Source organism: Serratia sp. root2, assembly GCF_031931805.1.
Taxonomy (GTDB): domain Bacteria; phylum Pseudomonadota; class Gammaproteobacteria; order Enterobacterales; family Enterobacteriaceae; genus Serratia; species Serratia inhibens.
On the sequence record NZ_JAUJXB010000001.1, the window covers coordinates 201937 to 225012 of the forward strand.

Genomic DNA, 23076 nt, shown 5'->3' on the forward strand with positions numbered 1-23076 from the left:
GGCAACCGCCGCGCCCCGATATTTACTGCCCCAGCATGACTTCCACCTGATGGATCTTCCCATCGTCAACCAGCGTTATCGCCGTCTCCGGCTGTTGTTCACCGTCCACAGTGACCCGCGCCTCGCCCTGACCCTGACGGATCGTCAACCGATACTCGCTGCCGCCTTCGCGGTAGTTAAGCGTCACCTGCGGCCAGTCTGCCGGCAGCCGGGTGTTGATGGTCAGCCGATCGCCGTGGCGTTTCAGCCCCAGCAAGGATTCGACGATTAACCGGTACATCCAGCCGGCGGAGCCGGTATACCAACTCCAGCCGCCACGGCCAACATGCGGCGCCACCGCGTAGATATCGGCGGTGACGACGTAAGGCTCGACCTTGTAACGTTCGGCGGCGGTGCTGTCCAGGCTGTGGTTGATTGGATTAATCAGCGCCATCAGTTCCCAGGCACGTTCGATATTGCCCATTTCGGCGAAGGCCATCACCGCCCAGACCGCTCCGTGGGTATATTGGCCCCCGTTCTCGCGCACGCCAGGCAGATAGCCGCGAATATAGCCCGGGTTAGGGCCGTTGCCGTCGAACGGCGGCGTCAGCAGTTTGATCAGGCCGGCCTGATTGTCGACCAGGTGTTTATCCAGCGATTGCATCGCCTGCAGGCTGCGCGGTTTATCCCCGGCACCGGACAGCACCGACCAGCTTTGGGCGATGGCATCGATGCGACACTCCGCCGACTCATGGGAGCCCAGTGGCTCCCCGCTGTCAAAGTAACCCCGGCGATACCATTCGCCGTCCCAGGCGTGGTCACGCAGATTGTCGCGCAGGGTGGCGGCCTGTTGGCGGCATAGCGTCGCCAGTTCCGTGTCGCCGCGAGCGGTCGCCAACTTGCCATAACGCTGCAGAATGTGGAACAGGAAGAAACCCAACCACACGCTTTCGCCGCGCCCCTCCAGGCCGACCATGTTCATGCCGTCGTTCCAGTCTCCGGCGCCCATCAGCGGCAGTCCATGCTCGCCGAAGTTCAGCCCGTGTTTCAACGCGCGCACGCCGTGCTGATACAAGGTTTCTTGCGTCGCGCTCTGCGCCGGCTGTTCGTAGGACGATTCCTCGCCCGGCGCCAGCTTGCGCGCCTCCAGATAACCTACCTGTTCTTCCAGAATGGTTTTATCGTCGGTGGCGTCCAGGTAGTGGCAAATCGCCAACGGTAACCACAGATAATCATCCGAACAGAGCGTGCGAACGCCATTTCCCTGCGGCGGATGCCACCAGTGCTGCACATCGCCTTCGACAAACTGGCGCGATGCGCACAGCAGGATCTGTTGGCGCAGCCGTTCAGGCGCGGCGTGGGTCAGCGCCAGCGTATCCTGCAGTTGATCGCGGAAGCCAAAGGCGCCACCGGATTGGTAGTAGCCGCTGCGTGCCTGAATGCGGCAGGAGAGGGTCTGGTACAGCAGCCAGCCATTGGCCAGCAGATCGACCGCCGGTTGCGGGGTACTTATCTGCACTTTGTTGAGAATACCGTCCCAATGCGCCGCCACCTGTTGCAACTCCTCCTGCAGGTTCTTTTCTTGCAGGTATTTTTGCAGCAACGCTTCGGCCTCATCGGCATTTTGCCCCAGGCCGAGGGCGAACACGAAGCTGCGCTGATCGCCATCGATCAGGCTGATCGCCGACTGTACCGCGCCGCAAGGGTCCATGCCGGCACCCACCTTGTCGGACAGTCGCCGCAGCTTCAGCACTGCCGGGCTGGCCAGCGAGCCGTTGCGGCCAATGAATTCGCGCCGGTCGCCGCTGACTGAACAATGCGCGCCGGAGACGCCGAAGAAGGCGGTGCGTTCCGAGCCGCTGCCACCGTAGTGGTTGGTGGCCAGGACGCCGCACCCGCTTTCGGGCGCTGCCGCCTGCGTGACGATGTGCATGGCCGTTTTTTGCCGCAGATCGCCGAGGATAAACTCCACATAACCGGTAGCCGACAGTTTGCGCGTGCGTCCGGAGGTATTGGTCAACGTCAACAGGAACAGTTTCACCGGCGCCTCTTTGGCGACCAATACGGTGAACTGGCTGTCGATGCCGCTTTCGCGATGATCGAACACGCTGTAACCGAAGCCGTGGCGCGTCAGATAGTGGCCGCGTCCCCGGGCGGGCAGCGGCGTCGGCGACCAGAAGTGGCCGCTTTCTTCGTCACGCAAATAGAAGGCTTCGCCGCTGCGGTCGCAGATGGGATCGTTTTCCCAAGGCGTAAGGCGGTATTCGTGGGCGTTTTCGTACCAGGTGTACGCCTGGCCGCTTTCCGAAACGACCGAGCCGAACATCGGGTTGGCAATGACGTTTGACCAGGGCGCAGGGGTGATTTTGCTTTCGTTCATGGCGATCACATATTCACGGCCATCCTCCGAGAAGCCGCCGAGGCCGTTATAGAACTGCAATGCGTCGATGGCGGGCAACTGCGGCGAATGCAGGTTACGCGGCAGATTGTCTATCGTCGCCAGTTTCGACGAGGCGGTAACCGGCGACAGCGGCTGCTGCAGGATCTGCGGCAGTTGCAGGCGTTGGTTCAGCTGTTCATTTAATCCGCCGCGTCGGTCATCGAGGTAGATACGCGCCACGCTGAGCAGCAGACGGTGATCTTCCGGTGACATATGCTCGCTGGTGCGCACAAAAATGCCGCCCGGTTTATCGGTTTGGGTTGACTCCATACCGGCGGCGATCAGGCCCATTATCTGGTTTTGCAACTCCTGGCGGTAGCCTCCAGCGTCCTCGTTAAGGATCACCAGATCCACCTGCAGCCCTTTCAGCCGCCAGTAGTTGTGCGCCTGAATCAACTGCTGCACCAGCCCGATGTTCTCGCCATCGGTCACCGTCAACAGCACGATCGGCAGATCGCCGGAGATTGAATGTCCCCATAGCCCCGACTGTCCGCGGCGATTCTGGATGATTTCGCTGCTGGCGGCGCGCATTTCCTGTGCAGGGAACACGACTGCACTCGCCAGGCGGTTGAATAGATTGGCATCTTCCTCATTGGCGTTCAACTGGCGCAACACCACCTGGCTGTGCGACCAGGCCAGTTCAAACACGCGGTCCGCCAGATGGCGATCGCGGTATTTTTCCAGCATGGCCAGGCTGCTGACGCGGTCTTCGCAAACACCGTAGAAAATATCCAGCGTCAATGGCACGTTGGGCTCCAGCACCACACGCTGGCGGATAGAGATAATCGGATCGATGACCGGCCCGGCGCTGTTGGACAACGGCGTATTTTGATACAACGCCTGCGGGTTGGCCGGGGTCCGGCCACGGCCGATAAATTTGGCGCGGTCGGTTTCGAACGAGGTCTGGCTGGATCGGCCCTGTACCGTCATCATATGCAACAGCCACGGGCATTTCTCTTTTGGTTCGCGCGGGCGGCGGTGACACAAAATGGCGTCCTGATCCGGCAACAGTTCGGTCTGAACGAACAAATTGCTGAACGCCGGGTGAGCCAGATCGTTGCCGGCCGGCGCCAGCACCACTTCCGCATAGCTGGTGATTTCAATGGTGCGCGGTTGTTTACTGCGGTTCAGCAGGGTGATGCGCCGCAGTTCGATATCGTCCTCCGGTGACACTACAACCTGCGTTTTGACCGACAGCGAGCCCTGGCGGCGCTGATATTCTGCGCCTGCATCGTTGAACACCGCACTATACCCCTTGGCGGCGCCGCCGATCGGTTGCCAGGTGTTGCTCCATACCTCACCGGTTTGCGGATCGCGCAGGTAACAGAAGGCGCCCCAATTGTCGCAGGTGGCGTCTTCGCGCCAGCGGGTCAGGGCCAGGTTTTGCCAGCGGCTGTAGCTGCCGCCGGCCTGGGTTAGCATCAGGTGGTAGTTGGCGTTCGACAGTAACTGCACTTCCGGGATCGGCGAATCCACCCGGTTGAACTCACGCGCAATGAAGCTGGCCGGGGTAATGGTGCCCTCATGGGTTTCGAAGTGACGACGGGTGCTGTACAGCTCAACCGCATCCGGTACCCGTTCTTGCAGCAGCAAGCGCGTCGACTGGAACGCAGGATAATCGGCGAAGCGCGACACCATGGGGGCATCCAGCAGCAGATGGGACAGGGCAAGGAAGCTCATGCCCTGATGGTGCGCCATATAGGAGCGGATAATCACGTACAGCTGACCACGGCTGAGGCGTGCGGTGGTGTAATCCAGCGCCTCGTAAAAACCGTAACGGCCTTTGGCGCCATTCTTTTCCAGGGCGACGAGGTTGCTGCAAGCGGCATCCGGATCGACAATCAATGCCATCACCGTAGCGTAAGGCGCGACCACCATATCGTCACCCAGCCCGCGACGCAGGCCCAGCCCCGGTACGCCAAAGGCGTGATACTGGTAGTTTTGATCGGCATCGAAGCCGAAATAGCCGGATTCGGATATGCCCCAGGGCACGCCGCGCTCCTTGCCCCAGGCGATTTGCCGTTCCACCGCTGCGCGGCACATTTGCACCAGCAGGGAGTCGGGGTAGGCCGGCATCACCAACTGCGGCATCAGGTATTCAAACATCGAGCCGCTCCACGACATCAGTGCCGGCTCATTTTCGATCACGGTAAACAGTCTGCCGAGCGCAAACCAACTGCGCTGAGGCACCTGATTGGTGGCGATGGCAACGTAGTTGGTCAGGCGGATTTCCGATGCCAGCAGATCGTATTTGCTGCTGTCCATTCGATTCTGATCGCAGTTAAAACCGACGGCCAGGAAATGGGTCGACTCGTCATACAGGAAGTTGAAGTCCATCTGCGCCATTTTTTCCAGGCGCTGTTGCAGACTGTACAACTGCGCCAGCCGTTCCTGCGCCAATGCGCTGGCGGCGTCAAGCTGGCTTTGCTGCTCTGCGGGCAGCGTCAACCGGGACGGTGGATTGGCCAGCCAGTGCAGGCTGGGCACTTGTGTCAACTCGGGTACATCGTCGCTCAGCCAGCCGAACCACAGCGCCCATTCCGCGCAGAGTTCGTTGAGCTGCTGATGCAGCGCGCCAGCCCAGCGTTTGGCTTCTTCGTCGTGATTCAGCGCCGGTTCCTGCAACCCGTTGCTGTAGTTGCGCATGGCGTTCAGCTCGGCCTGCAAAGCGGCGGGGTGACTGTTTAACGCCTGTTCAAAATGATTTCGCAGCTTCGGCAGATTTTTGTGGGCGGCGTCTCCCCAGTGCTGTTCCAGCAGTTGCAGGCTGTCCCCAAGCCCGGCCAGCACTAATTGCGGGCTGATGACCGGTTGATGGGCCAGCGCGGGCAGACCGGCGCTGAGCGTCAGCAGGTGGCCGGCCAGGTTACCGCTGTCCACGCTGGAGATATAGCGCGGGTTCAGCGGCTCCAAAGTACGGGTGTCGTACCAGTTGTACAGGTGCCCGCGATAGTGTTCCATGCGGTCCAGCGTGTTAAGCGTCAGTTCAATACGCCGCAGCGCCTCACTGAGCGTCAGGTAGCCGAAATCATAGGCGGTGAGGTTAGCCAGCAACGACAGCCCGATATTGGTCGGTGAAGTGCGGTGCGCCACTACCGGCTCCGGTATCTCCTGATAGTTATCCGGCGGTAGCCAGTTTTCCTGCTGATTAACGAAGGTATTGAAGAAGTCCCAGGTTTGGCGGCTGGTGTGGCGCAGGAAGCGGCGCTGTTCATCGTCGAGCGCGGTTTTACTGCGCTGCGGTTGGTGGCTGAGATAACACAGCAGGAACGGGGCCAGGCACCACAGGGTGGCGAAGGGCAGCGTGATAAACAGCGCCATCGGGTTGTGCAGGAAGCTAAACAGCAGCAACGCCAAGCCGGCTACCGGGTTGATCCACATCGCCCGATAAAAGTTTTTCAGAGTAACCTGCTGACGGGCGCTGGATTGCGCGTAGCTGGTCCACTCTTGCAGGTTGCGTTTGCTGATCAGCAGTCGCCAAAGGGTAATGGCGATCGCTTTGAGGCTATACAGCGCTTCATGCGGCAGCGTCGCCAGCCGCAGGCCGACCTGAGCCAGCCGATGCAGCGAACCGTTCATCGCCAGTCGCAGATGCTGCAGGAAGGGCCTGCGCGGCGGTTTGCGCACAACGTCCTGCAACAGCGCCAGCAGGGTAGGCAATAGCAGAATGATGGTGAAGACCGCCAGCCAGTAACGGGTGTTCGGCAGCCAGACGAAACCGCAAAACAGCAGCAACAGCAGGCTGGGCGACGTCAGACTGCGGCGCAGGTTATCGAACAGCTTCCAGCGCGACAGGGTGCTCAACGGGTTGGCGGTGCGGGTGCCGTCTTCGGTTTTTACTCGTGGCAACAACCAATTGAGCAGTTGCCAGTCGCCGCGGATCCAGCGCGTACGGCGCGCCACGTCCACCAGATAATTGCTGGGATACTGTTCGTACAACAACACGTCGCTCAGCAGGCCGGAGCGGGCGTAGCAGCCTTCCAGCAGATCGTGGCTCAGCACCAGATTCGGCGGGCAGGTGCCCTTGAGGCTGTGCGAGAACACGTCGACATCGTAGATGCCTTTGCCGATAAAGGATCCTTCGCCAAACAGATCCTGGTAAATGTCCGAGGCCATCAACGTGTAGGGATCGTTGCCCGGCGTGCTACTGCACAGTGCCGCGTAGCGGCCCTGTCCGTAAGTCGGTATTTCCTCCGCCATGCGCGGTTGCAAGATGGCGTAGCCTTCCACCACCCGCTGTTGACGTGCGTCGTACTGCGGTTGGTTAAGCGGGTGCGCCATCGCGGCGATCAACTGGTGGGCGCTTTCGCGCGGCAATACGGTATCGCTGTCGAGGGTGATAACGTATTTCACGTTTTTCAGCACTTCCAGGCCGGCGCCAACCTGGGTGCAGAAGGCGTTGCCACGGTTACGCAGCCAGTCGTTCAGCGCATTCAGCTTGCCGCGCTTGCGCTCCAGCCCCATCCAGACGCCCTGTTTTTCATTCCACTCGCGATCGCGGTGAAACAGGAAAAAGTGGCTGGGGCCTTCGCAGGGATAGCGGCCGTTAAGCGCTTCCATCTGCTGGCAGGCATAGGCCAGCAGATGGGCATCGTCCGCTTGCTGCTTTTGCGGTGCATCGTCGAAGTCGGTGAGCAGGGCAAAGTGCAGATGTTTCATCGCGTTGCCCAGATAACAGACCTCAAGCGCGTTGATCAGCTTATCGACGCCACTTTTGCTGCCGATCAACGTCGGTATCACCACCAGGGTACGGAACTCGGCGGGAATGCCGCAGGAGAAATCGAGCCTCGGCAGGGGTTGCGGCGTGCGGCTGCGGGTGGTGACCTCGCTAAGCAGGTTGAGCACGAACTGGCTGACTACCGCCGCCATCGGGAAGAACAGCAGCGCCAGCCCCCAACTGATGCCGGTGCTGTAGGCATGGCGCAGCAATTCCGCACAGATGGCGGTGGTGATCAGGCTCAGGCTGCCTAGCCAGGAAAGTAGCGGTGCCTGATTTAACGCATGGCGCAACCGGGTAATGCGGCCGAGCCGAACCTCCAGCTGCTGTTCCAGCTCCGGCCGACCATCGTCAATCAGATAGTAGCCAACGTGGTTGCGGCGCGGATCGCTGGACGGATCTTCGGCTGCCACCCGTGCCATATTCAGCACGTGCTGGGCGACCTGAACCTCATTGCGCGAGCAGTGACGCGCCAGCATTTCGATCACATGGCGGTAGTTGTCGCGTGTGTCGAAGTGCATCAACGGATAAACCCCGGCCGGATCGTCGCGCAGGGTCTGATCGACCTGGCTCATGGTTTCGACAAACTCGGCCCAGTCCATTTCACTGAGCTGGCGCAGGCCGGAAATACTGTTGCTGACCGACAGTTGGCTGACGGCCAGCTGCTGGTTAAAACGGTGGATCAGCTCATCCGACGTCAGGCTGACTTCCGCCAGCCGCTGCTCTACCCAGGTCAGCGGTAGCGCCAGCATGGTGCCGTGGCCTTGCAGGCGACGGACCAACTCGGCGACAAAAGCGCTGGAGCGAGGAGGATTGGAGCGCGCCATGTCGGCAATGACCACGATCAGGTTGGCCGGATCGTTTTCTGCCGATTCCAGCATTTTGGTCACCCAACTGTCGGCCAGATTACGCTCGCTTTGCGCCTGCGCGACCTCAACGCTGACGCGCCGCAGATTTTCGATCAGTGCCAGACGCAGCATGCCGGGCAACGCCCAGAGTTCGCCCAGCGTCAGATTGGCTTCTTTTTGATAGGCGGCGATATACCGCGTGAGGCTTTCGGCGTCCCAGTGGCCGTCGCCGTGCGCAATGGCCTCGGCGGCCACGTCATAGATTCGCGGGCAATTATGCGGCGCTGCCAGCTGCGGCAGGCCGCGGCCGAAGGTTTTTGGCAGATGATGGCGCACGACGCGGATTTGTTCTTCGATCAGATAGTAGTTATCGAGCAACCATTCGCCGGCCGGGGTCATGCTGGATTTTTTGCCGTTGCTCAACTGGTGGCAGCTTTCCGCCAGAATGCGTTCGTTTTCGTCCAGCCGCTTCAGCAAAAAGTAGGGGGTCTTGCGCGTCGCCAATTTGTGCGAGCGTGCCAGGCGCTGGCCATAGCGTTCCATTTGGTCGACAGAAAACAGTTCTGCCTTGATGGCGTTGCCGTTGGTCTCAGGGGCGTTTTTATTACGCCGTAACGGCAACGTCCTTATTTTTGCAGTTTTACGTTGTTTTTTTAACCAATTGATTAGTATTTCTTTCACACAAAAGCTCCTTACATCTGACCCAAAGGACAGCCGGTGAAACCGCTGGGAGATCGTGAACATCCTGTTTTTAACGCCGGGCAGATCTGACGTGGGTTCGCTGCAGGCAGGAACATGCTTTCTCAGTATAGTCGCATAATGCCCGGTCGGACGTTTTTTGAACTAATTGTTTAGATTTAATAAACATTTTTTGAGCGTGAACCTTGACTTCACACCGCTATTTTTCCGCCGTTCAACCTTGATTTGCCGTATAATTCCCTACATTACGTTTGGTTATTGAGGTGGCTGTGCAACAACTTTCGGGATTGCTGAGGCGATTGCGCCGGCAGCTTGAATCCCCTATTTCGGTTGGGGGCGGTTTCCGCCAGTTTTCACTTCCCGTGCCTGCATCGCTGGCCGCCACCTTACTGGAGTGGCTGGCGGCGCAGCCGGTATTCCCGCAGTTTTACTGGCACCATCGCGACGGTCACGAAGAGGCGGCGGCCTGTGGCGCGCTGCGCCTGTTTACGCAGCCTGAACAGGCTCAGGCGTTTATCAGGGCGCATCAGAGCGCGCGCATATGGGGGTTGAACGCCTTTGACGGCATCGCGTATTTATTCTTGCCACGTCTGGAAATTCTGAGCCGCGAAGGTGAAGCTCAGTTAACGCTTAATCTGTTTTCCGAAAGCTCGCTGCGCGACGATGCGGACGCAGCTGACCGCTGGTTGGAAAAGGTGGTGGCTGCGCGGCCAATCGCGCCCATAAAGGCTGAAGTGAACAAGGTGCAGCATCAACCGGCACGTGCCGGATGGGAAATCATGCTGCACGAGGCGCTGAAAGCGATCGATCGGCAACAGATGGAGAAGGTGGTGTTGGCGCGCAGCACGTTGCTGACGCTGGATGGCCCGCTGTCCGCACCGGCGATGATGGACGCCAGCCGTAGGGTGAATCACCGATGCTACCACTTTATGCTGAGATTTGATGCACATTCCGCATTTCTCGGTTCCAGTCCGGAAAGGCTGTACCGGCGAAATGGCCTGCAACTGCTGACCGAAGCGCTGGCGGGCACCGTGGCCAATCATCCCGATCAACAGCGCGCGCAGGCGTTGGCGCAGTGGTTGCAGGGCGACGCTAAAAACCAGCATGAGAACCTGCTGGTGGTGGACGATATCTGCCAGCGTCTGCAAGGGGGCGCCGGTTCGCTGGACGTGCTGCCGCCGGAAGTGGTGCGTTTACGTAAGGTGCAGCATTTGCGGCGCCGTATTGAAGGGCAGCTCAATCGCAGCGACGACGCCGATTGCTTGCAGCGGCTGCAACCGACGGCGGCGGTTGCCGGGTTGCCTCGTCAGGCGGCGCGCGAGTTTATCCTGCAACATGAACCTTTCTCCCGCGGCTGGTACGCGGGTTCGGCCGGCTATCTTTCCTCTTCCCTCAGTGAGTTTTGCGTTGCGCTACGTTGCGCGCAGTTAGAAGGGGAAGGGGTAAGGCTCTACGCCGGTGCCGGTATCGTGGCCGGTTCCGATGTCGCTGAAGAGTGGCAGGAAGTCGAAAACAAGGCCGCCGGGCTGTTGACCTTGTTGCAGTCCGGCCACCTGAGCTGAATGTCCCTGTTCATTGCATGGTGTTGTTGGGCGACAAACGCGGAGAATGTAAAGCGCTTGTGATCCGCATGTTTGTTTTGTGCGCTAAATCAAGGAATTGTCCGCCATAAAGTTACAGGGATATGCGGCGTTTTTGCGCTGGCGCAAAAGTCGTGGAGATAACTACTCATATAATACAGAACATAATTTTTGGCATGCCGCTAAATAGCCGGTGCCGAAGGATGATTCTGTTAACCGACTTGTGAGCGAATTATGTCGACAAGTGTTTTTAATCGCCGATGGGCGGCGTTGTTGTTGGAAGCGCTGGCTCGCCACGGAGTGCGGCATGTTTGTATCGCTCCGGGATCGCGCTCTACGCCGTTGACACTGGCTGCGGCGGCTAACAGGTCTTTTGTCTGCCATACCCATTTTGATGAACGCGGGCTGGGCCATCTGGCGCTTGGCCTGGCGAAGGCGTCGCGGGAGCCGGTGGCGGTGATCGTCACCTCCGGCACCGCCGCCGCCAATCTCTATCCCTCGCTGATTGAAGCCGGGCTGACCGGTGAACGGTTGGTGTTCCTTACCGCCGATCGGCCGCCAGAGCTGATCGACTGCGGTGCCAATCAGGCGATCCGCCAAACTGGCCTTTATTCCAGCCATCCGACGATGAGCATCGAACTGCCGCGCCCGACGCCGGATATTCCCGCCAGTTGGCTGGCATCCACCGTCGACAGCGCCATGGCGCGCTTGCAGCACGGCGCTTTACACATCAACTGCCCGTTTGCCGAACCGTTGTACGGTGGCGATGAACAACACTATGACGACTGGTCGGCGGCGCTCGGCGACTGGTGGCAAGACAGCCAGCCCTGGCTGCGGGAAATGGATCCCCATGCGGTGCTGAAACAACCGGATTGGTTCTCCTGGCGGCAAAAACGCGGCGTGGTGGTGGCAGGGCGCATGAGCGCGCAAGAGGGTGAGCAGTTGGCGCAATGGGCCGCTACGCTTGGCTGGCCACTGATTGGCGACGTGCTGTCTCAGACCGGCCAACCACTGCCCTGTGCCGATTTATGGCTGGCTCAGCCTCAGGCGCAGCGCATCCTGCAAGACGCGCAACTGGTGGTGCAATTTGGCAGCAGCCTGACCGGCAAACGCCTGTTGCAATGGCAGGAGCAGTGCCGGCCGCAGGAATATTGGCTCATCGATGAGTTGTCGGGCCGGCTCGACCCGGCGCATCACCGTGGCCGCCGCATCCGCTCCGGCGTGGCGCAATGGCTCGAACTGCATCCTGCGCAGCCCCGCTCCCCCTGGACCGAAGAGCTGGCGCCACTGGCGGATCAGGCTCTGGACAGCGTCTCCGGCTATCTGGTGAACCGCTTTGGCGAGGCGCAACTGGCGCACCGCCTGCCGGAGCTGCTGGCGGAAAATGGTCAACTGTTCCTCGGCAATAGCCTGGTCGTGCGGTTGATTGACGCCTTGACCCGATTGCCGGCCGGTTATCCGGTCTTCAGCAATCGCGGCGCCAGCGGTATCGACGGCCTTATCTCTACCGCAGCAGGCGTACAACGGGCAACGGCCAAACCGACGCTGGCGGTGGTGGGGGATCTCTCCGCGCTCTACGATCTGAATGCGCTGGCGCTGCTGCGGCAGTGTTCTGCGCCCACGGTGCTGATTGTGGTGAATAACAACGGCGGCCAGATTTTTTCGCTGTTGCCGACGCCGCAAGAAGATCGTCAGCGTTTCTACTGCATGCCGCAGGACGTGGATTTCAGCCATGCCGCAGCGATGTTCCAACTGAACTATGCGCGGCCGGAAAACTGGGGGCAACTGAGGCAGGCGGTCGAACAAGGCTGGCGTCAGGGTGGCGCTACCTTGATTGAGCTGCAGGTGCCGCCGAGCGACGGTGCCGAGACGTTACGGCACCTGGTGCAACAAATGGCGGTGCAATGATGCTGGCGACACGTATTTTACAACGAGGCGAACCGGATCGCCCTTGGCTGATTTGGTTGCACGGCCTGCTGGGTAACAATAATGAGTGGCGAGTCATCGCCGCGCACTGTCCGCAATGGCCGTCTCTGGCCATTGATCTGCCCGGCCACGGCGATTCGGTTGCCGTGGCGTGCCGCGGTTTTGACGATATCAGCGCGCAAATCAGCGCCACTTTGCAGATGCATAACATCGAACGCTATTGGCTGGTGGGCTATTCGCTGGGCGGGCGCATCGCCATGTATCACGCCTGTCATGGTCAAACCGACGGCTTGCTGGGAGTGATTGTCGAGGGCGGCAATCCGGGGCTGGACAGCGAAGAGCTGCGCAGCCATCGCCGTGCGCAGGATGCCGCCTGGGCGGAACGGTTCCGCCATCAGCCGATTGCCGAGGTGCTGGCGGACTGGTATCAACAGCCGGTATTTACCGAACTCAGCGGCGTACATCGCGATGCGCTGATCACCGCCCGGTCCGACAACAGCGGCCCGGCGGTGGCTGACATGCTGCAAGCCACTTCATTGGGGCAACAGCCTTATCTGGCACCGCAGTTGCAGCAATTGACCGTGCCGCTGATGGTGCTGTGCGGCGAAAATGACCCCAAGTTTCAACGACTGGCGCGCGACGCCGGGTTGCCGTTACGCACCGTGCCGCAGGCCGGACACAATGCGCACCTGGCTAACCCGCAGGATTTCGTCGCCGAGCTGCAGTCCTTTCTCGTTAACCCTGGTTAAAGGAACCGATCATGCTTTATCCGAATGAAGAACAACTGTATGCCGCCATCGAGTGGCAGGATTGCTCCGGTGATTTCGAGGATATCCTGTATCACAAATCCGCCGACGGCATCGCGAAAATCACCATCAACCGCCCGCAAGTGCGCAACGCGTTCCGTCCGCATACGGTGAAAGAGATGCTGGAAGCGCTGGCCAATGCCCGTTACGACGACGGTATCGGCACCATTATTCTCACCGGTGCCGGCGACAAGGCGTTCTGTTCAGGCGGCGATCAGAAAGTGCGCGGTGACTACGGCGGCTATCAGGACGACAGCGGCGTGCATCACCTGAACGTACTCGACTTCCAGCGCCAGATCCGTACCTGTCCTAAGCCAGTGGTGGCGATGGTGGCCGGTTATTCGATCGGCGGTGGCCATGTGCTGCATATGATGTGCGATCTGACCATCGCGGCGGACAACGCCATCTTTGGCCAGACCGGCCCGAAAGTCGGTTCGTTCGACGGTGGTTGGGGTGCCTCTTACATGGCGCGCATCGTTGGCCAGAAGAAAGCGCGTGAGATTTGGTTCCTGTGCCGCCAGTATGACGCCGCCGCCGCGCTGGATATGGGCCTGGTCAACACCGTAGTGCCGCTGGCGGACCTGGAAAAAGAAACCGTACGCTGGTGCCGCGAAATGCTTCAGAACAGCCCGATGGCGCTGCGTTGCCTGAAAGCGGCGTTGAATGCCGACTGTGACGGCCAGGCGGGCCTGCAAGAGTTGGCGGGCAACGCCACCATGCTGTTCTACATGACCGACGAAGGCCAGGAAGGGCGCAATGCGTTTAACGAAAAGCGTCAGCCGGACTTCAGCAAATTCAAGCGTAACCCGTAATGAACGCGCCGATCCGCAACGTCGGGGTTTACCGTTACCGCTTGCCGATGGAGGCGGGAGTGGTGCTGCGTAACCAGCGGCTGAAAACCCGCGATGGTCTGCTGATTCATCTGCAGCAGGGGGAGCGGGAAGGCTGGGGCGAGATTGCGCCGCTGCCTGAGTTCAGCCAAGAAACGCTGGCCGAAGCCGAGCAGGCCACGCTGGCCTGGCTGCAGGGCTGGCAGGCAGGCCAATTGCCGGCAGACAGTCCGCTGCCTTCGGTAGCGTTCGGCACCAGTTGCGCACTGGCGGAGTTGGAACACCGGCTCCCGTTGCAGGCCGACTACCGCAAAGCGCCGCTGTGCACCGGCGATCCCGATGAACTGTTCGACGTACTGAGCGCGCTGCCGGGCGAGAAGGTCGCCAAGGTGAAGGTTGGGCTGTATGAGGCGGTGCGCGACGGCATGATCGTTAACTTGCTGCTGGAGGCGCTGCCGGATTTGCGCTTGCGGCTGGATGCCAACCGCAGTTGGACCCGTGCCAAAGCCGAGGGTTTCGCCAAATACGTAAACCCGGCGCTGCGCGATCGCATCGTCTTTCTCGAAGAACCCTGCAAAACCCGTGATGAATCGCGGGATTTCGCCCTGGCGACCGGCATTGCCATCGCCTGGGACGAGAGCGTGCGCGAGGCGGATTTTGTGGTGCAGGCCGAACCGGGCGTAGCGGCGATCGTGATCAAGCCCACTCTGGTCGGCAGCCTGAACCGCTGTCAGGCTCTGGTGGAGCAGGCCCATGCGGCAGGGTTGACGGCGGTGATCAGTTCCAGCATCGAATCCAGTCTGGGGCTGACCCAACTGGCGCGCATCGCGCACTGGCTGACGCCGGCCACCGTTCCCGGGCTGGATACGCTCGATTTGATGCAGGCACAGTTGCTGCGGCGTTGGCCGGGCAGCAGCCTGCCGTTGCGGGATCTGCAAGCGATGGAATGCCTATGGCGCAGTTGAGCGATTGGCCGTGGCGACATTGGGCGCAGCGGCAACCGCAGGCGACGGCGGTGATTGTCGGCCGGCAGCCGGTCAACTGGTTGGAACTGCAACGCCAGGTGGATGAACTGGCGGCCGATTTTCAGTATCAGGGTGTTGAACCCGGCAGTGGTGTTGCGCTGTGCGGCAAGAACAGCTATCCGCTGCTGCTGGCCTATCTGGCGCTGCTGCAGTGCGGTGCGCGGTTGTTGCCGTTGAATCCGGCCTTGCCCGTTTCTCTGCTGGATACGCTATTGCCCGACCTGGATATGGCTTTTGTCTTCAGCCCGGATCCCTTGCCGGCGTTGTCGGCCGCTCTGATTCCGTTGACCCCACCCTCTACCGAACCACGCTGGCTGACTTTGCCCGTCTGGGATCCGCAGCGGCTGGCGACGCTGACGCTGACCTCCGGCTCCAGCGGTATGCCAAAGGCCGCCGGGCATAACGGCGCCGGGCATTTAGCCAGCGCAGAAGGGGTGTTGCGGTTGATGGATTTTCAGTCGCAGGATCGTTGGTTGCTTTCCCTGCCGCTGTTCCACGTATCCGGCCAGGGCATTGTCTGGCGCTGGCTGGCTGCGGGGGCCACGCTGGTGGTGCGTGATATGTCCCCTTTGGCCGACGCATTGGCGGGCTGCACTCATGCCTCGCTGGTGCCGACGCAGCTGTGGCGGCTGTTGGCGCAGCCGCTGGAAGGTCTGACGCTAAAAGAGGTGCTGCTGGGCGGGGCGATGATCCCGGTTTCGCTGACCGAACAGGCGGAGGCGGCGGGTATTCGCTGCTGGTGCGGCTACGGTCTGACAGAACTGGCTTCGACGGTGTGTGCCAAGCGCGCCGATACGCGGCCGGGCGTCGGGTTACCGTTGGCCGGCCGTGAAATCCGGCTGGTGGATGAGGAAGTGTGGATCCGCGCGCAGAGCCTGGCGTTGGGGTACTGGCATCGCGGCGCTTTGCAACCGCTGGTCGACGGGCAAGGCTGGTTTCATACCCGCGATCGCGGCGTGATGGACGAGGGGGAACTGCGGATTATCGGACGGATGGATAACCTGTTTTTCAGCGGGGGAGAAGGTGTGCAACCGGAGGATATTGAGCGTGTGCTGACGACGCATCCGCAGATTGCGCAGGCGTTTGTGGTGCCGGTGGAAGATGCGGAATTTGGACAGCGGCCGGTGGCGGTGATCGACAGCGAATCGCCCTTGGTGTTGGACGCACTGTTGACGTGGTCACAGGGCAAGCTGGCCAACTTCCAGCGCCCGACGGCGCTGTTCGCTTTACCCGACGAGCTGAAAAACGGTGGCATCAAGATTTCGCGCCGTGTGCTGCAGCAATGGGTGGCGGAGCAACTTTCAACGGCATGAAAAAGCCGCCCGAAGGCGGCCGTGGCGGTAAACAGGGCCGGTTATTTCAGCCCCAGCGCCCTGGCGACACCGGCGCCGTAGTCCGGGTGCACCTGGGTAAACAGATCGACCTGACGCCGCTGGATCTGTTCCGGCACCTGCGACAACTCACCGGCGATACGGGTGAACATGCGCTGGTGTTCTTCGGCGCTTAGCAGGTTGAACAGCGCGCGCGGCTGACTGAAATAATCCTTATCCTCGCGGTGATTCCAGTGATCGGCGGCACCTTCGATGCTCAACGGCGGTTCGCTGAAATCCGGTTGTTCCTGGAACAGGCCGAAGCTGTTCGGCTCGTAGGTCGCTCCGTTGCCGCTGTTGCCGTCCACGCGCATCGCGCCGTCGCGGTGATAGTTGTGGAACGGGCATTTGGCGCCGTTAACCGGGATTTGGTGATGGTTAACGCCCAGGCGGTAACGGTGCGCATCCCCGTAAGAGAACAGGCGACCCTGCAGCATTTTGTCCGGCGAGAAGCTGACGCCCGGAACCACGTTGGCCGGGTTCATCGCCACCTGTTCAACTTCCGAGAAATAGTTGTCCGGGTTGCGGTTCAGTTCGAAGAAGCCCACGTCGATCAGCGGGTAGTCCCCATGCGGCCATACCTTGGTCAGATCGAATGGGTTGTAGGGCGTTTGCGAGGCTTCGTGTTCGGGCATGATTTGAATTTGCAGCTTCCAGCGAGGAAAATCACCGCGCTTGATCGCGTCGAACAGGTCGCGCTGCGAGCTTTCGCGATCCTTGGCGATGATCGCTTCCGCTTCGTCATCCATCAGGTTTTCAATGCCCTGTTCGCAGCGGAAGTGGAATTTCACCCAGAAACGCTCGTTATTGGCATTGATAAAGCTGAAGGTGTGGCTACCGAAGCCGTGCATGTGGCGATAGGATTTCGGGATGCCGCGATCGCTGAAATCGATGGTCAATTGGTGCAAAGATTCCGGCAGATGGGAGAAGAAATCCCATTTGTACACCGGGTTGCGCAGGTTGGTGTGCGGATCGCGTTTTACCACGTGGTTAAGATCGGGGAACTTCAGCGGATCGCGCAGATAGAATACCGGCGTGTCGTTGCCTACCAGATCCCAGTTGCCTTCATCGGTGTAAAACTTCATGGCAAAGCCGCGAATGTCGCGTTCGGCATCTGCTGCGCCGCGCTCACCGGCTACGGTGGAGAAGCGGATGAACATGTCGGTTTGCTTGCCGATTTCAGCGAAGATTTTTGCGCGGGTGTATTGGGTAATGTCATGGGTGACGGTGAAAGTGCCATAGGCGCCGGACCCCTTGGCGTGCATGCGGCGCTCGGGGATCACCTCGCGGTCGAAGTGGGCCAGTTTCTCCAGGAACCAGACGTCTTGCAGCAGCATCGGCCCGCGTTTTCCTGCGGTGATCACATTATTGTTATCGACAACCGGGGCGCCGGCTGCGGTGGTCAATCCTTTCTTGCTCATCACTTGCTCCTTATCGTATTGCCATTGAGTTAATGCTCGGGTGGCTTAAACGTTCATCATGATAGTTTTGCTGGGATCCTCTCCGGATTTTGATTAATGCCACTATCATTTGTAGATCTATTAGGCGACGACGGCAAATAGGTCTGAGTTATCGTTGACGTCGTCAGCGTGAATTTGCCTTTTACTTGCAAAACTTTACAATTATCTGATATCAGAAGGATTTTTAAGCCGTTATCCCTAAAAGACTCGTTGTACTTTGGTATAAACTCGGGGACGTATTATTACGGGTTGGTTCACATCATTCTGAACGGATGAAAAACGAGAGGGAAACATGATGAAAAAAACTTTGGTCGCGTGCGCAGCGGGTATGCTGTTTGTGACCGGTACGGCGAGCGCTATCAGCCTGTCGGGCGAAGCCGGGCAGCATTACACTAACCTCGGCTTCGGCCAGGACACCGGTAGCACCGGATTGGGGTTGTCGGGCAACTGGGCGCGCAGCGATCATAACGGCAACGTCGGCAGCCTGGGGCTGAATTTCGGTCTGCCGCTTGGACCGTTGACCGCTACGGTGGGCGGCAAGGCACTGTATCTGAGCCCGAAAGACGGCGATAACGGTGGCGCACTGGCGTTGGGCGGTGGCCTGGACTGGGCCATCAGCCGTTACTTCAGCCTGCATGGCGAGGGTTATTTTGCACCGGATTCGCTGACCAGCGGTGTGAAGGCGTATAACGAGGCCAGCGGTGGCCTGCGTTGGAATGTTTTCCGCCCGCTCAGCGTAGATGTGGGTTATCGCTACATAAAGATGGAAGGGAAAGACGGGCATCGTGACAACACGCTTGCCGATGGCCCGTATGTTGGAGTGGGTCTTAGCTTCTGATAGCAATAAAAAGGGGGCCAACCGGCCCCCTGATGTTACTGATAAATCTATTACCCAACTGCCGGCAAGATGCCGCTGGCAATGCCCAACTGAATGGCAATCACCGTAATCCCGCAGACAAACACCAGCGCCAGCGCCGGCGTGCCGCCCCAGACGCGGTATTGCGCCTGATGTCGTTGACGCGTCTTCCATACCAGCAATGACGGCAGCAACAGCGCCAGCACCGCCAACGCAATGGCGGCGAATCCCAGTGCCAGCACAAAGCCGCGCGGATAGAACAGAGCGAACGCCAGCGGCGGCAGGAAAGTGATGGCCCCGGTTTGCAGACGGCCGCGGACGTTGTTCTGACGTTTGCATAAATCGGCCAGGAAATCGAACAGCCCGAGCGCCACGCCGAGGAACGAAGTGGCCAGCGCCAGATCGGCAAACAGATGTACCGCCAACTCTACGTGCGGTGACGCCACCACGTCGCGTACCGCCTGCAACAGGCCGTTCAGTCCCGCTTGTTGCGCCAGAATGCCGACGAAAGTGGTAGAACTGATGCTCCCCAGCGTGGCCAATTGCCAGAAGATATAGGCCACTAGCGGAATGGCGCTGCCGATGATGAACACCCAGCGCAGCTTGCGGATGTTGCCGCCCATGTAGTTAACGATGCTGGGTACGCTGCCGTGGAAGCCAAAAGAGGTAAAGATGACCGGAATGGCCGACAGCGCCAGCCCCTGTTCCAGCGGCAACGTCATCAGATTGGTGCGGTGAATATTCGGTAGCATCAGGCCCAGCATGACGATCAGAAACACCACTTTAGCGGTAAACAAAATGCGGTTAAACAGATCGACAGAATGGGTGCCGATGCAGACTACGCCACCAGCCACCAGAGTAAACAGCAATACGCCGAGCGTGGTGGGGAAATCCTGTGAAGTCCATTGGCTGATGCTGGCCGCCAGCAGTTCACCCGCACCGCTGATATAGGCGGCGGTCAGGGCGTACATCAGAAACATCATGCTGAAGCTGGTCAGCCATTGGCCGCCACCGCCAAGGTAGCGTTTCGCCAGGGTACCCAGGCCGGTATCCGCCTGTTCATGCTGATAAACTTCCACCAGCAACAGCGCGGTGTAACACATCAAGAGCCACAGCCCGACCAGCAAAGCCAGCGTGACGCCGAAACCTACGCCGGCCGCCGCCAGTGGCATCGCCAGCATTCCGGCACCAATGGTGGTGCCTGCCACGATAAAAACACTGCCCAGAGTGCGATTCTTCACTTTTTTCTCTACCCGTCAAAGATTTGGGGAAATTATAGGTAACTCATTCCGAGGGCGGCAGGATAGTTGATTGGCCATTTCGTGTCAAATATGCGTTACGGGTTGTGTAATAAAATGTTTACAGCAATTAAGGCCGCAGGAACGCGCAAAATGCCCTCAGCAGAAATTAACCTGTGATGCATAGTGAAAACTTATTTACGGGCTTCTATAGTGGAATGATCGGAAAATAAGGGAGAGATCAATGTTAAGAGTGGAGATGCTCAGCACCGGCGATGAGGTGCTGCACGGGCAAATTATAGATACCAACGCCGCCTGGCTGGCAGATTATCTGTTCCAGCAGGGCATGCCGATGAGCGGCCGTGAAACGGTGGGGGACAGTATCTCCTCTCTGATCGAAACGTTGCAGGAACGCAGCCATATCGCTGATGTTCTGATCGTTAACGGTGGCCTGGGGCCGACCAGCGATGACCTCAGTGCGCTGGCGGCGGCTACCGCTTGCGGCGTTGAGTTGGTTGAGCACGCCGAATGGATGGCGCGTATCGAGGCCTATTTTGCCGAGCGCGGCCGGCCGATGGCGGTTTCAAACCGCAAACAGGCGCAGATCCCGGCCAACGCCGAAATGCTCGATAACCCGGTTGGCACCGCCTGCGGTTTTGCGCTCAAGCTGAACAAGTGCACGATGTTTTTCACTCCCGGCGTACCTTCCGAATTCAAAGTGATGGTCGAGCAGCAAATCGTTCCGCGCCTGCGCCAACGTTTTCCCCTGCCGGCGCCGCCGCTGTGTCTGCGTTTAACCACCTTTGGCACCTCGGAGAGCGATCTGGCTACCGAGCTGGACGGCATGCCGCTGCCGCCGGAAGTGGTGCTCGGCTACCGTTCTTCCAGCCCGATCATTGAACTGAAACTGACCGGCCCGGAGAGCCAGCGCGTTGCGATGGAACAGGCATGGGAGCGAGTGCGCCAGGTGGCGGGTGAAAACACCATTTTTGAAGGCACGACAGGTTTGCCGGCGGCGCTGGCGCAGCGGTTAACCCAACAAGGGTTGAAGCTGGCGCTGAGCGAACAGTTCAGCGCCGGGTTGATCAATCTGCAATTGCAGAGCGAAGGCGCACCGTTGGCCGGTGGCGAGCTGTTGCCGTCGCACTGTGTGGAAACCCTGGAAACCACGTTGGCCCGCGCCCGTTCGTTGGCAGAGCTGGCAGGGGCGCAGTTGGCACTGGCGGTCAGTGCGATGAGTGAGGATCGGGTAAGCGTTGCGTTGCACACGCCGAAGGGGGGGATCGGCCAAAGGGTACGCTACCGGGCGGCGCGCCATGGCTTGCGTCTGCGGCAGGAATCGGTGGCGATGCTGGCGCTCGACATGCTGCGGCGCTGGCTGAACGGCGAACAGGTGTGCGGCAAAAACGGCTGGCTGGAGATCGTGGAAATCATCGAGTAAGGAATCGTTGGATTTAATGATATATCCCTTATTAATCATAATATTATAAGGGGTTATCTTGGTTGGGACAGGCTGTTACAATCGCTGCGGGTGCTTGAGACTGTTCGTCTTGAGCATAGTATGGCAAGGCGGATAAGTGAAAGCCCCAAACTGACTCTCAATCAGAATGGGGCTGCCCTAACGCCTAGACACCGTTATGGTAGCCCCTTCACAGCAAGGAGGCAAGCATGCGGTTAAAGCATGTGTTTCACTCGTTACCTGTTGTATGTATTACTATTTTTATATTCATGCCCGTCGCCTTTCAAGCTGCAGCGTTGTTGGCTGCAGGTGCGCACCCCAGTCACTTACCTAAGTAAGCTCCTGGGGATTTACACCCTTGCCGCCTAGCTGCAACTCGAAAGTCATAGGGTATATTCGGGGGGACTGAAGAATATTTTTGTAAATTATATTTCCAGCTCGATGTCCGTCAGCGGCATGCAGCAGCAGGGCAGGATCTCGCCGTCATTGATAAACGCCAGCGGCTGTTGGTGATAGGTCACTTCGCCTTTTACCAATTTCAGGCGGCAGGCGCCGCAATAGCCGGAGCGGCATTGGTATTCTACCTGCACGTCGTGCAGTTCCAGTACGTCGAGCAGGCAGCTTTCACTTTTCGGGCAGGATAACTGCGTACCTGTGGCACGCAGTGTGATGAGCGGTGATGCCATCGCTTACAGTTCGAAGTCGCTCAGGTCGTCGGCATGCACTTCCGAGTCGATCTGACCAACCAGATAAGAGCTGACTTCCACTTCCTGCGGCGCAACCTGAACGTTGTCGGACACCAGCCAGGCGTTGATCCACGGGATCGGGTTAGAGCGAGTTTCGAACGGCAGCCCAAGGCCAACCGCCTGCATGCGGATGTTGGTGATGTATTCCACATACTGGCACAGAATGTCTTTGTTCAGGCCGATCATCGAGCCGTCGCGGAACAGGTATTCCGCCCACTCTTTTTCCTGCTGGGCGGCCAGCACGAACAGATCGTAGCACTGCTGCTGACACTCAACGGCGATTTCCGCCATCTCAGGGTCATCGGCGCCGGAACGCATCAGATTCAGTATGTGCTGGGTACCGGTCAGGTGCAGCGCTTCGTCACGGGCGATCAGCTTGATGATTTTGGCGTTGCCTTCCATCAGCTCGCGCTCGGCAAAGGCGAACGAACAGGCGAAGCTGACGTAGAAGCGGATGGCTTCCAGCGCGTTAACGCTCATCAGGCAGATATACAGCTGTTTTTTCAGCGCCCGCAGGTTAACGGTGACGGTTTTGCCGTTGATCTGATGAGTGCCTTCACCCAACAGGTGATAGTAGCCAGTCATCTCGATCAGATCGTCGTAATAGCCGGAAATGTCTTTCGCGCGCTTGAGGATCTCTTCGTTGGTGACGATGTCATCAAACACCAGCGCCGGATCGTTGACGATGTTACGGATGATGTGGGTATAAGAACGCGAGTGGATGGTTTCAGAGAATGACCAGGTTTCCACCCAGGTTTCCAGCTCCGGGATTGAAATCAGCGGCAGCAGGGCCACATTCGGGCTACGACCCTGGATGGAGTCCAGCAGCGTTTGATATTTCAGGTTGCTGATGAAAATGTGTTTTTCATGTTCCGGCAGCGCCTGATAGTCGATACGGTCGCGGGACACGTCGACTTCTTCCGGGCGCCAGAAGAAGGACAGCTGCTTCTCAATCAGTTTTTCGAAGATTTCATGTTTTTGCTGATCGAAACGCGCAACGTTAACCGACTGGCCGAAGAACATCGGCTCCAGCAACTGGTTGTTTTTTTTCTGAGAAAATGTGGTGTAAGCCATAAGCCTGAATCCATCGTAACGTG

Annotated in this window: 13 protein-coding genes; 8 read left to right on the forward strand and 5 right to left on the reverse strand. The window is 59.2% G+C overall.

The window, feature by feature from the left end:
* Nucleotides 1-22: 22 nt before the first annotated feature.
* Nucleotides 23-8665, reverse strand: coding sequence for a GH36-type glycosyl hydrolase domain-containing protein (locus QZQ97_RS00995; protein WP_311991850.1), 8643 nt, complete (start codon nt 8663-8665; stop codon nt 23-25).
* A 287-nt stretch (nt 8666-8952) separates the two neighbouring features.
* Here QZQ97_RS00995 and menF point away from each other — a divergent pair, with 287 nt between their 5' ends.
* The 6 genes from menF to menE all read left to right on the forward strand — a co-directional run bounded on the left by menF (nt 8953) and on the right by menE (nt 16163).
* Nucleotides 8953-10245: an isochorismate synthase MenF gene (gene menF, locus QZQ97_RS01000; RefSeq protein ID WP_311991851.1), complete on the forward strand. Its 1293-nt coding sequence runs from the start codon at nt 8953-8955 to the stop codon at nt 10243-10245.
* Nucleotides 10246-10497: 252 nt separating this feature from the next.
* Entirely contained in the window at nt 10498-12171 is a 1674-nt protein-coding gene (gene menD, locus QZQ97_RS01005; RefSeq protein ID WP_311991852.1) for a 2-succinyl-5-enolpyruvyl-6-hydroxy-3-cyclohexene-1-carboxylic-acid synthase, read from the forward strand.
* On the forward strand, nt 12168-12938 hold the full coding sequence (menH, locus tag QZQ97_RS01010; protein WP_311991853.1) for a 2-succinyl-6-hydroxy-2,4-cyclohexadiene-1-carboxylate synthase: 771 nt from the start codon (nt 12168-12170) through the stop codon (nt 12936-12938). Before menD ends, menH begins: the two co-directional genes overlap by 4 nt.
* 11 nt (nt 12939-12949) lie before the next feature.
* Complete coding sequence (gene menB / locus QZQ97_RS01015) at nt 12950-13807, forward strand: 1,4-dihydroxy-2-naphthoyl-CoA synthase (RefSeq protein ID WP_311991854.1); 858 nt, start codon at nt 12950-12952, stop codon at nt 13805-13807.
* The gene (gene menC / locus QZQ97_RS01020; protein WP_311991855.1) at nt 13807-14790 is read left to right on the forward strand and encodes an o-succinylbenzoate synthase; all 984 of its coding nucleotides are present in this window, start codon (nt 13807-13809) and stop codon (nt 14788-14790) included. Before menB ends, menC begins: the two co-directional genes overlap by 1 nt.
* Nucleotides 14778-16163 (forward strand): o-succinylbenzoate--CoA ligase, encoded by a 1386-nt coding sequence (menE, locus tag QZQ97_RS01025; RefSeq protein ID WP_311991856.1) that lies wholly within the window; start codon nt 14778-14780, stop codon nt 16161-16163. Before menC ends, menE begins: the two co-directional genes overlap by 13 nt.
* Before the next feature lie 41 nt (nt 16164-16204).
* Here the strand turns inward: menE and katA are convergent, their stop codons facing one another.
* Entirely contained in the window at nt 16205-17641 is a 1437-nt protein-coding gene (gene katA, locus QZQ97_RS01030) for a catalase KatA (RefSeq protein WP_311991857.1), read from the reverse strand.
* 334 nt (nt 17642-17975) lie between these two features.
* Here katA and QZQ97_RS01035 point away from each other — a divergent pair, with 334 nt between their 5' ends.
* Nucleotides 17976-18518: a YfaZ family outer membrane protein gene (locus tag QZQ97_RS01035; protein ID WP_311993854.1), complete on the forward strand. Its 543-nt coding sequence runs from the start codon at nt 17976-17978 to the stop codon at nt 18516-18518.
* Between the two features lie 50 nt (nt 18519-18568).
* On the opposite strand, the gene tyrP is transcribed toward QZQ97_RS01035, so the two are convergent.
* Nucleotides 18569-19777 carry a tyrosine transporter TyrP gene (gene tyrP, locus QZQ97_RS01040; RefSeq protein ID WP_442994749.1) on the reverse strand — a complete coding sequence of 403 codons (1209 nt, stop codon included), beginning with the start codon at nt 19775-19777 and terminating at the stop codon, nt 18569-18571.
* A gap of 241 nt (nt 19778-20018) precedes the next feature.
* On the opposite strand from tyrP, the gene QZQ97_RS01045 reads away from it, so the two are divergent.
* Nucleotides 20019-21215 carry a nicotinamide mononucleotide deamidase-related protein YfaY gene (locus QZQ97_RS01045; protein ID WP_311991859.1) on the forward strand — a complete coding sequence of 399 codons (1197 nt, stop codon included), beginning with the start codon at nt 20019-20021 and terminating at the stop codon, nt 21213-21215.
* Between the two features lie 443 nt (nt 21216-21658).
* On the opposite strand, the gene yfaE is transcribed toward QZQ97_RS01045, so the two are convergent.
* Nucleotides 21659-21919 carry a class I ribonucleotide reductase maintenance protein YfaE gene (gene yfaE, locus QZQ97_RS01050; protein ID WP_311991860.1) on the reverse strand — a complete coding sequence of 87 codons (261 nt, stop codon included), beginning with the start codon at nt 21917-21919 and terminating at the stop codon, nt 21659-21661.
* 3 nt (nt 21920-21922) lie between these two features.
* Nucleotides 21923-23053, reverse strand: a complete 1131-nt coding sequence (nrdB, locus tag QZQ97_RS01055; protein ID WP_311991861.1) for a class Ia ribonucleoside-diphosphate reductase subunit beta — start codon at nt 23051-23053, stop codon at nt 21923-21925.
* Nucleotides 23054-23076 lie beyond the last annotated feature (23 nt).

Excerpts from the sequence above, each read along its gene's own strand:
- menD (WP_311991852.1), top strand. The coding sequence starts at position 10,498 with ATGTCGACAAGTGTTTTTAATCGCCGATGGGCGGCGTTGTTGTTGGAA.
- menH (WP_311991853.1), top strand. The coding sequence starts at position 12,168 with ATGATGCTGGCGACACGTATTTTACAACGAGGCGAACCGGATCGCCCT.
- menB (WP_311991854.1), top strand. The coding sequence starts at position 12,950 with ATGCTTTATCCGAATGAAGAACAACTGTATGCCGCCATCGAGTGGCAG.
- menC (WP_311991855.1), top strand. The coding sequence starts at position 13,807 with ATGAACGCGCCGATCCGCAACGTCGGGGTTTACCGTTACCGCTTGCCG.
- menE (WP_311991856.1), top strand. The coding sequence starts at position 14,778 with ATGGCGCAGTTGAGCGATTGGCCGTGGCGACATTGGGCGCAGCGGCAA.
- katA (WP_311991857.1), bottom strand. The coding sequence starts at position 17,641 with ATGAGCAAGAAAGGATTGACCACCGCAGCCGGCGCCCCGGTTGTCGAT.
- QZQ97_RS01035 (WP_311993854.1), top strand. The coding sequence starts at position 17,976 with ATGAAAAAAACTTTGGTCGCGTGCGCAGCGGGTATGCTGTTTGTGACC.
- QZQ97_RS01045 (WP_311991859.1), top strand. The coding sequence starts at position 20,019 with ATGTTAAGAGTGGAGATGCTCAGCACCGGCGATGAGGTGCTGCACGGG.
- yfaE (WP_311991860.1), bottom strand. The coding sequence starts at position 21,919 with ATGGCATCACCGCTCATCACACTGCGTGCCACAGGTACGCAGTTATCC.
- nrdB (WP_311991861.1), bottom strand. The coding sequence starts at position 23,053 with ATGGCTTACACCACATTTTCTCAGAAAAAAAACAACCAGTTGCTGGAG.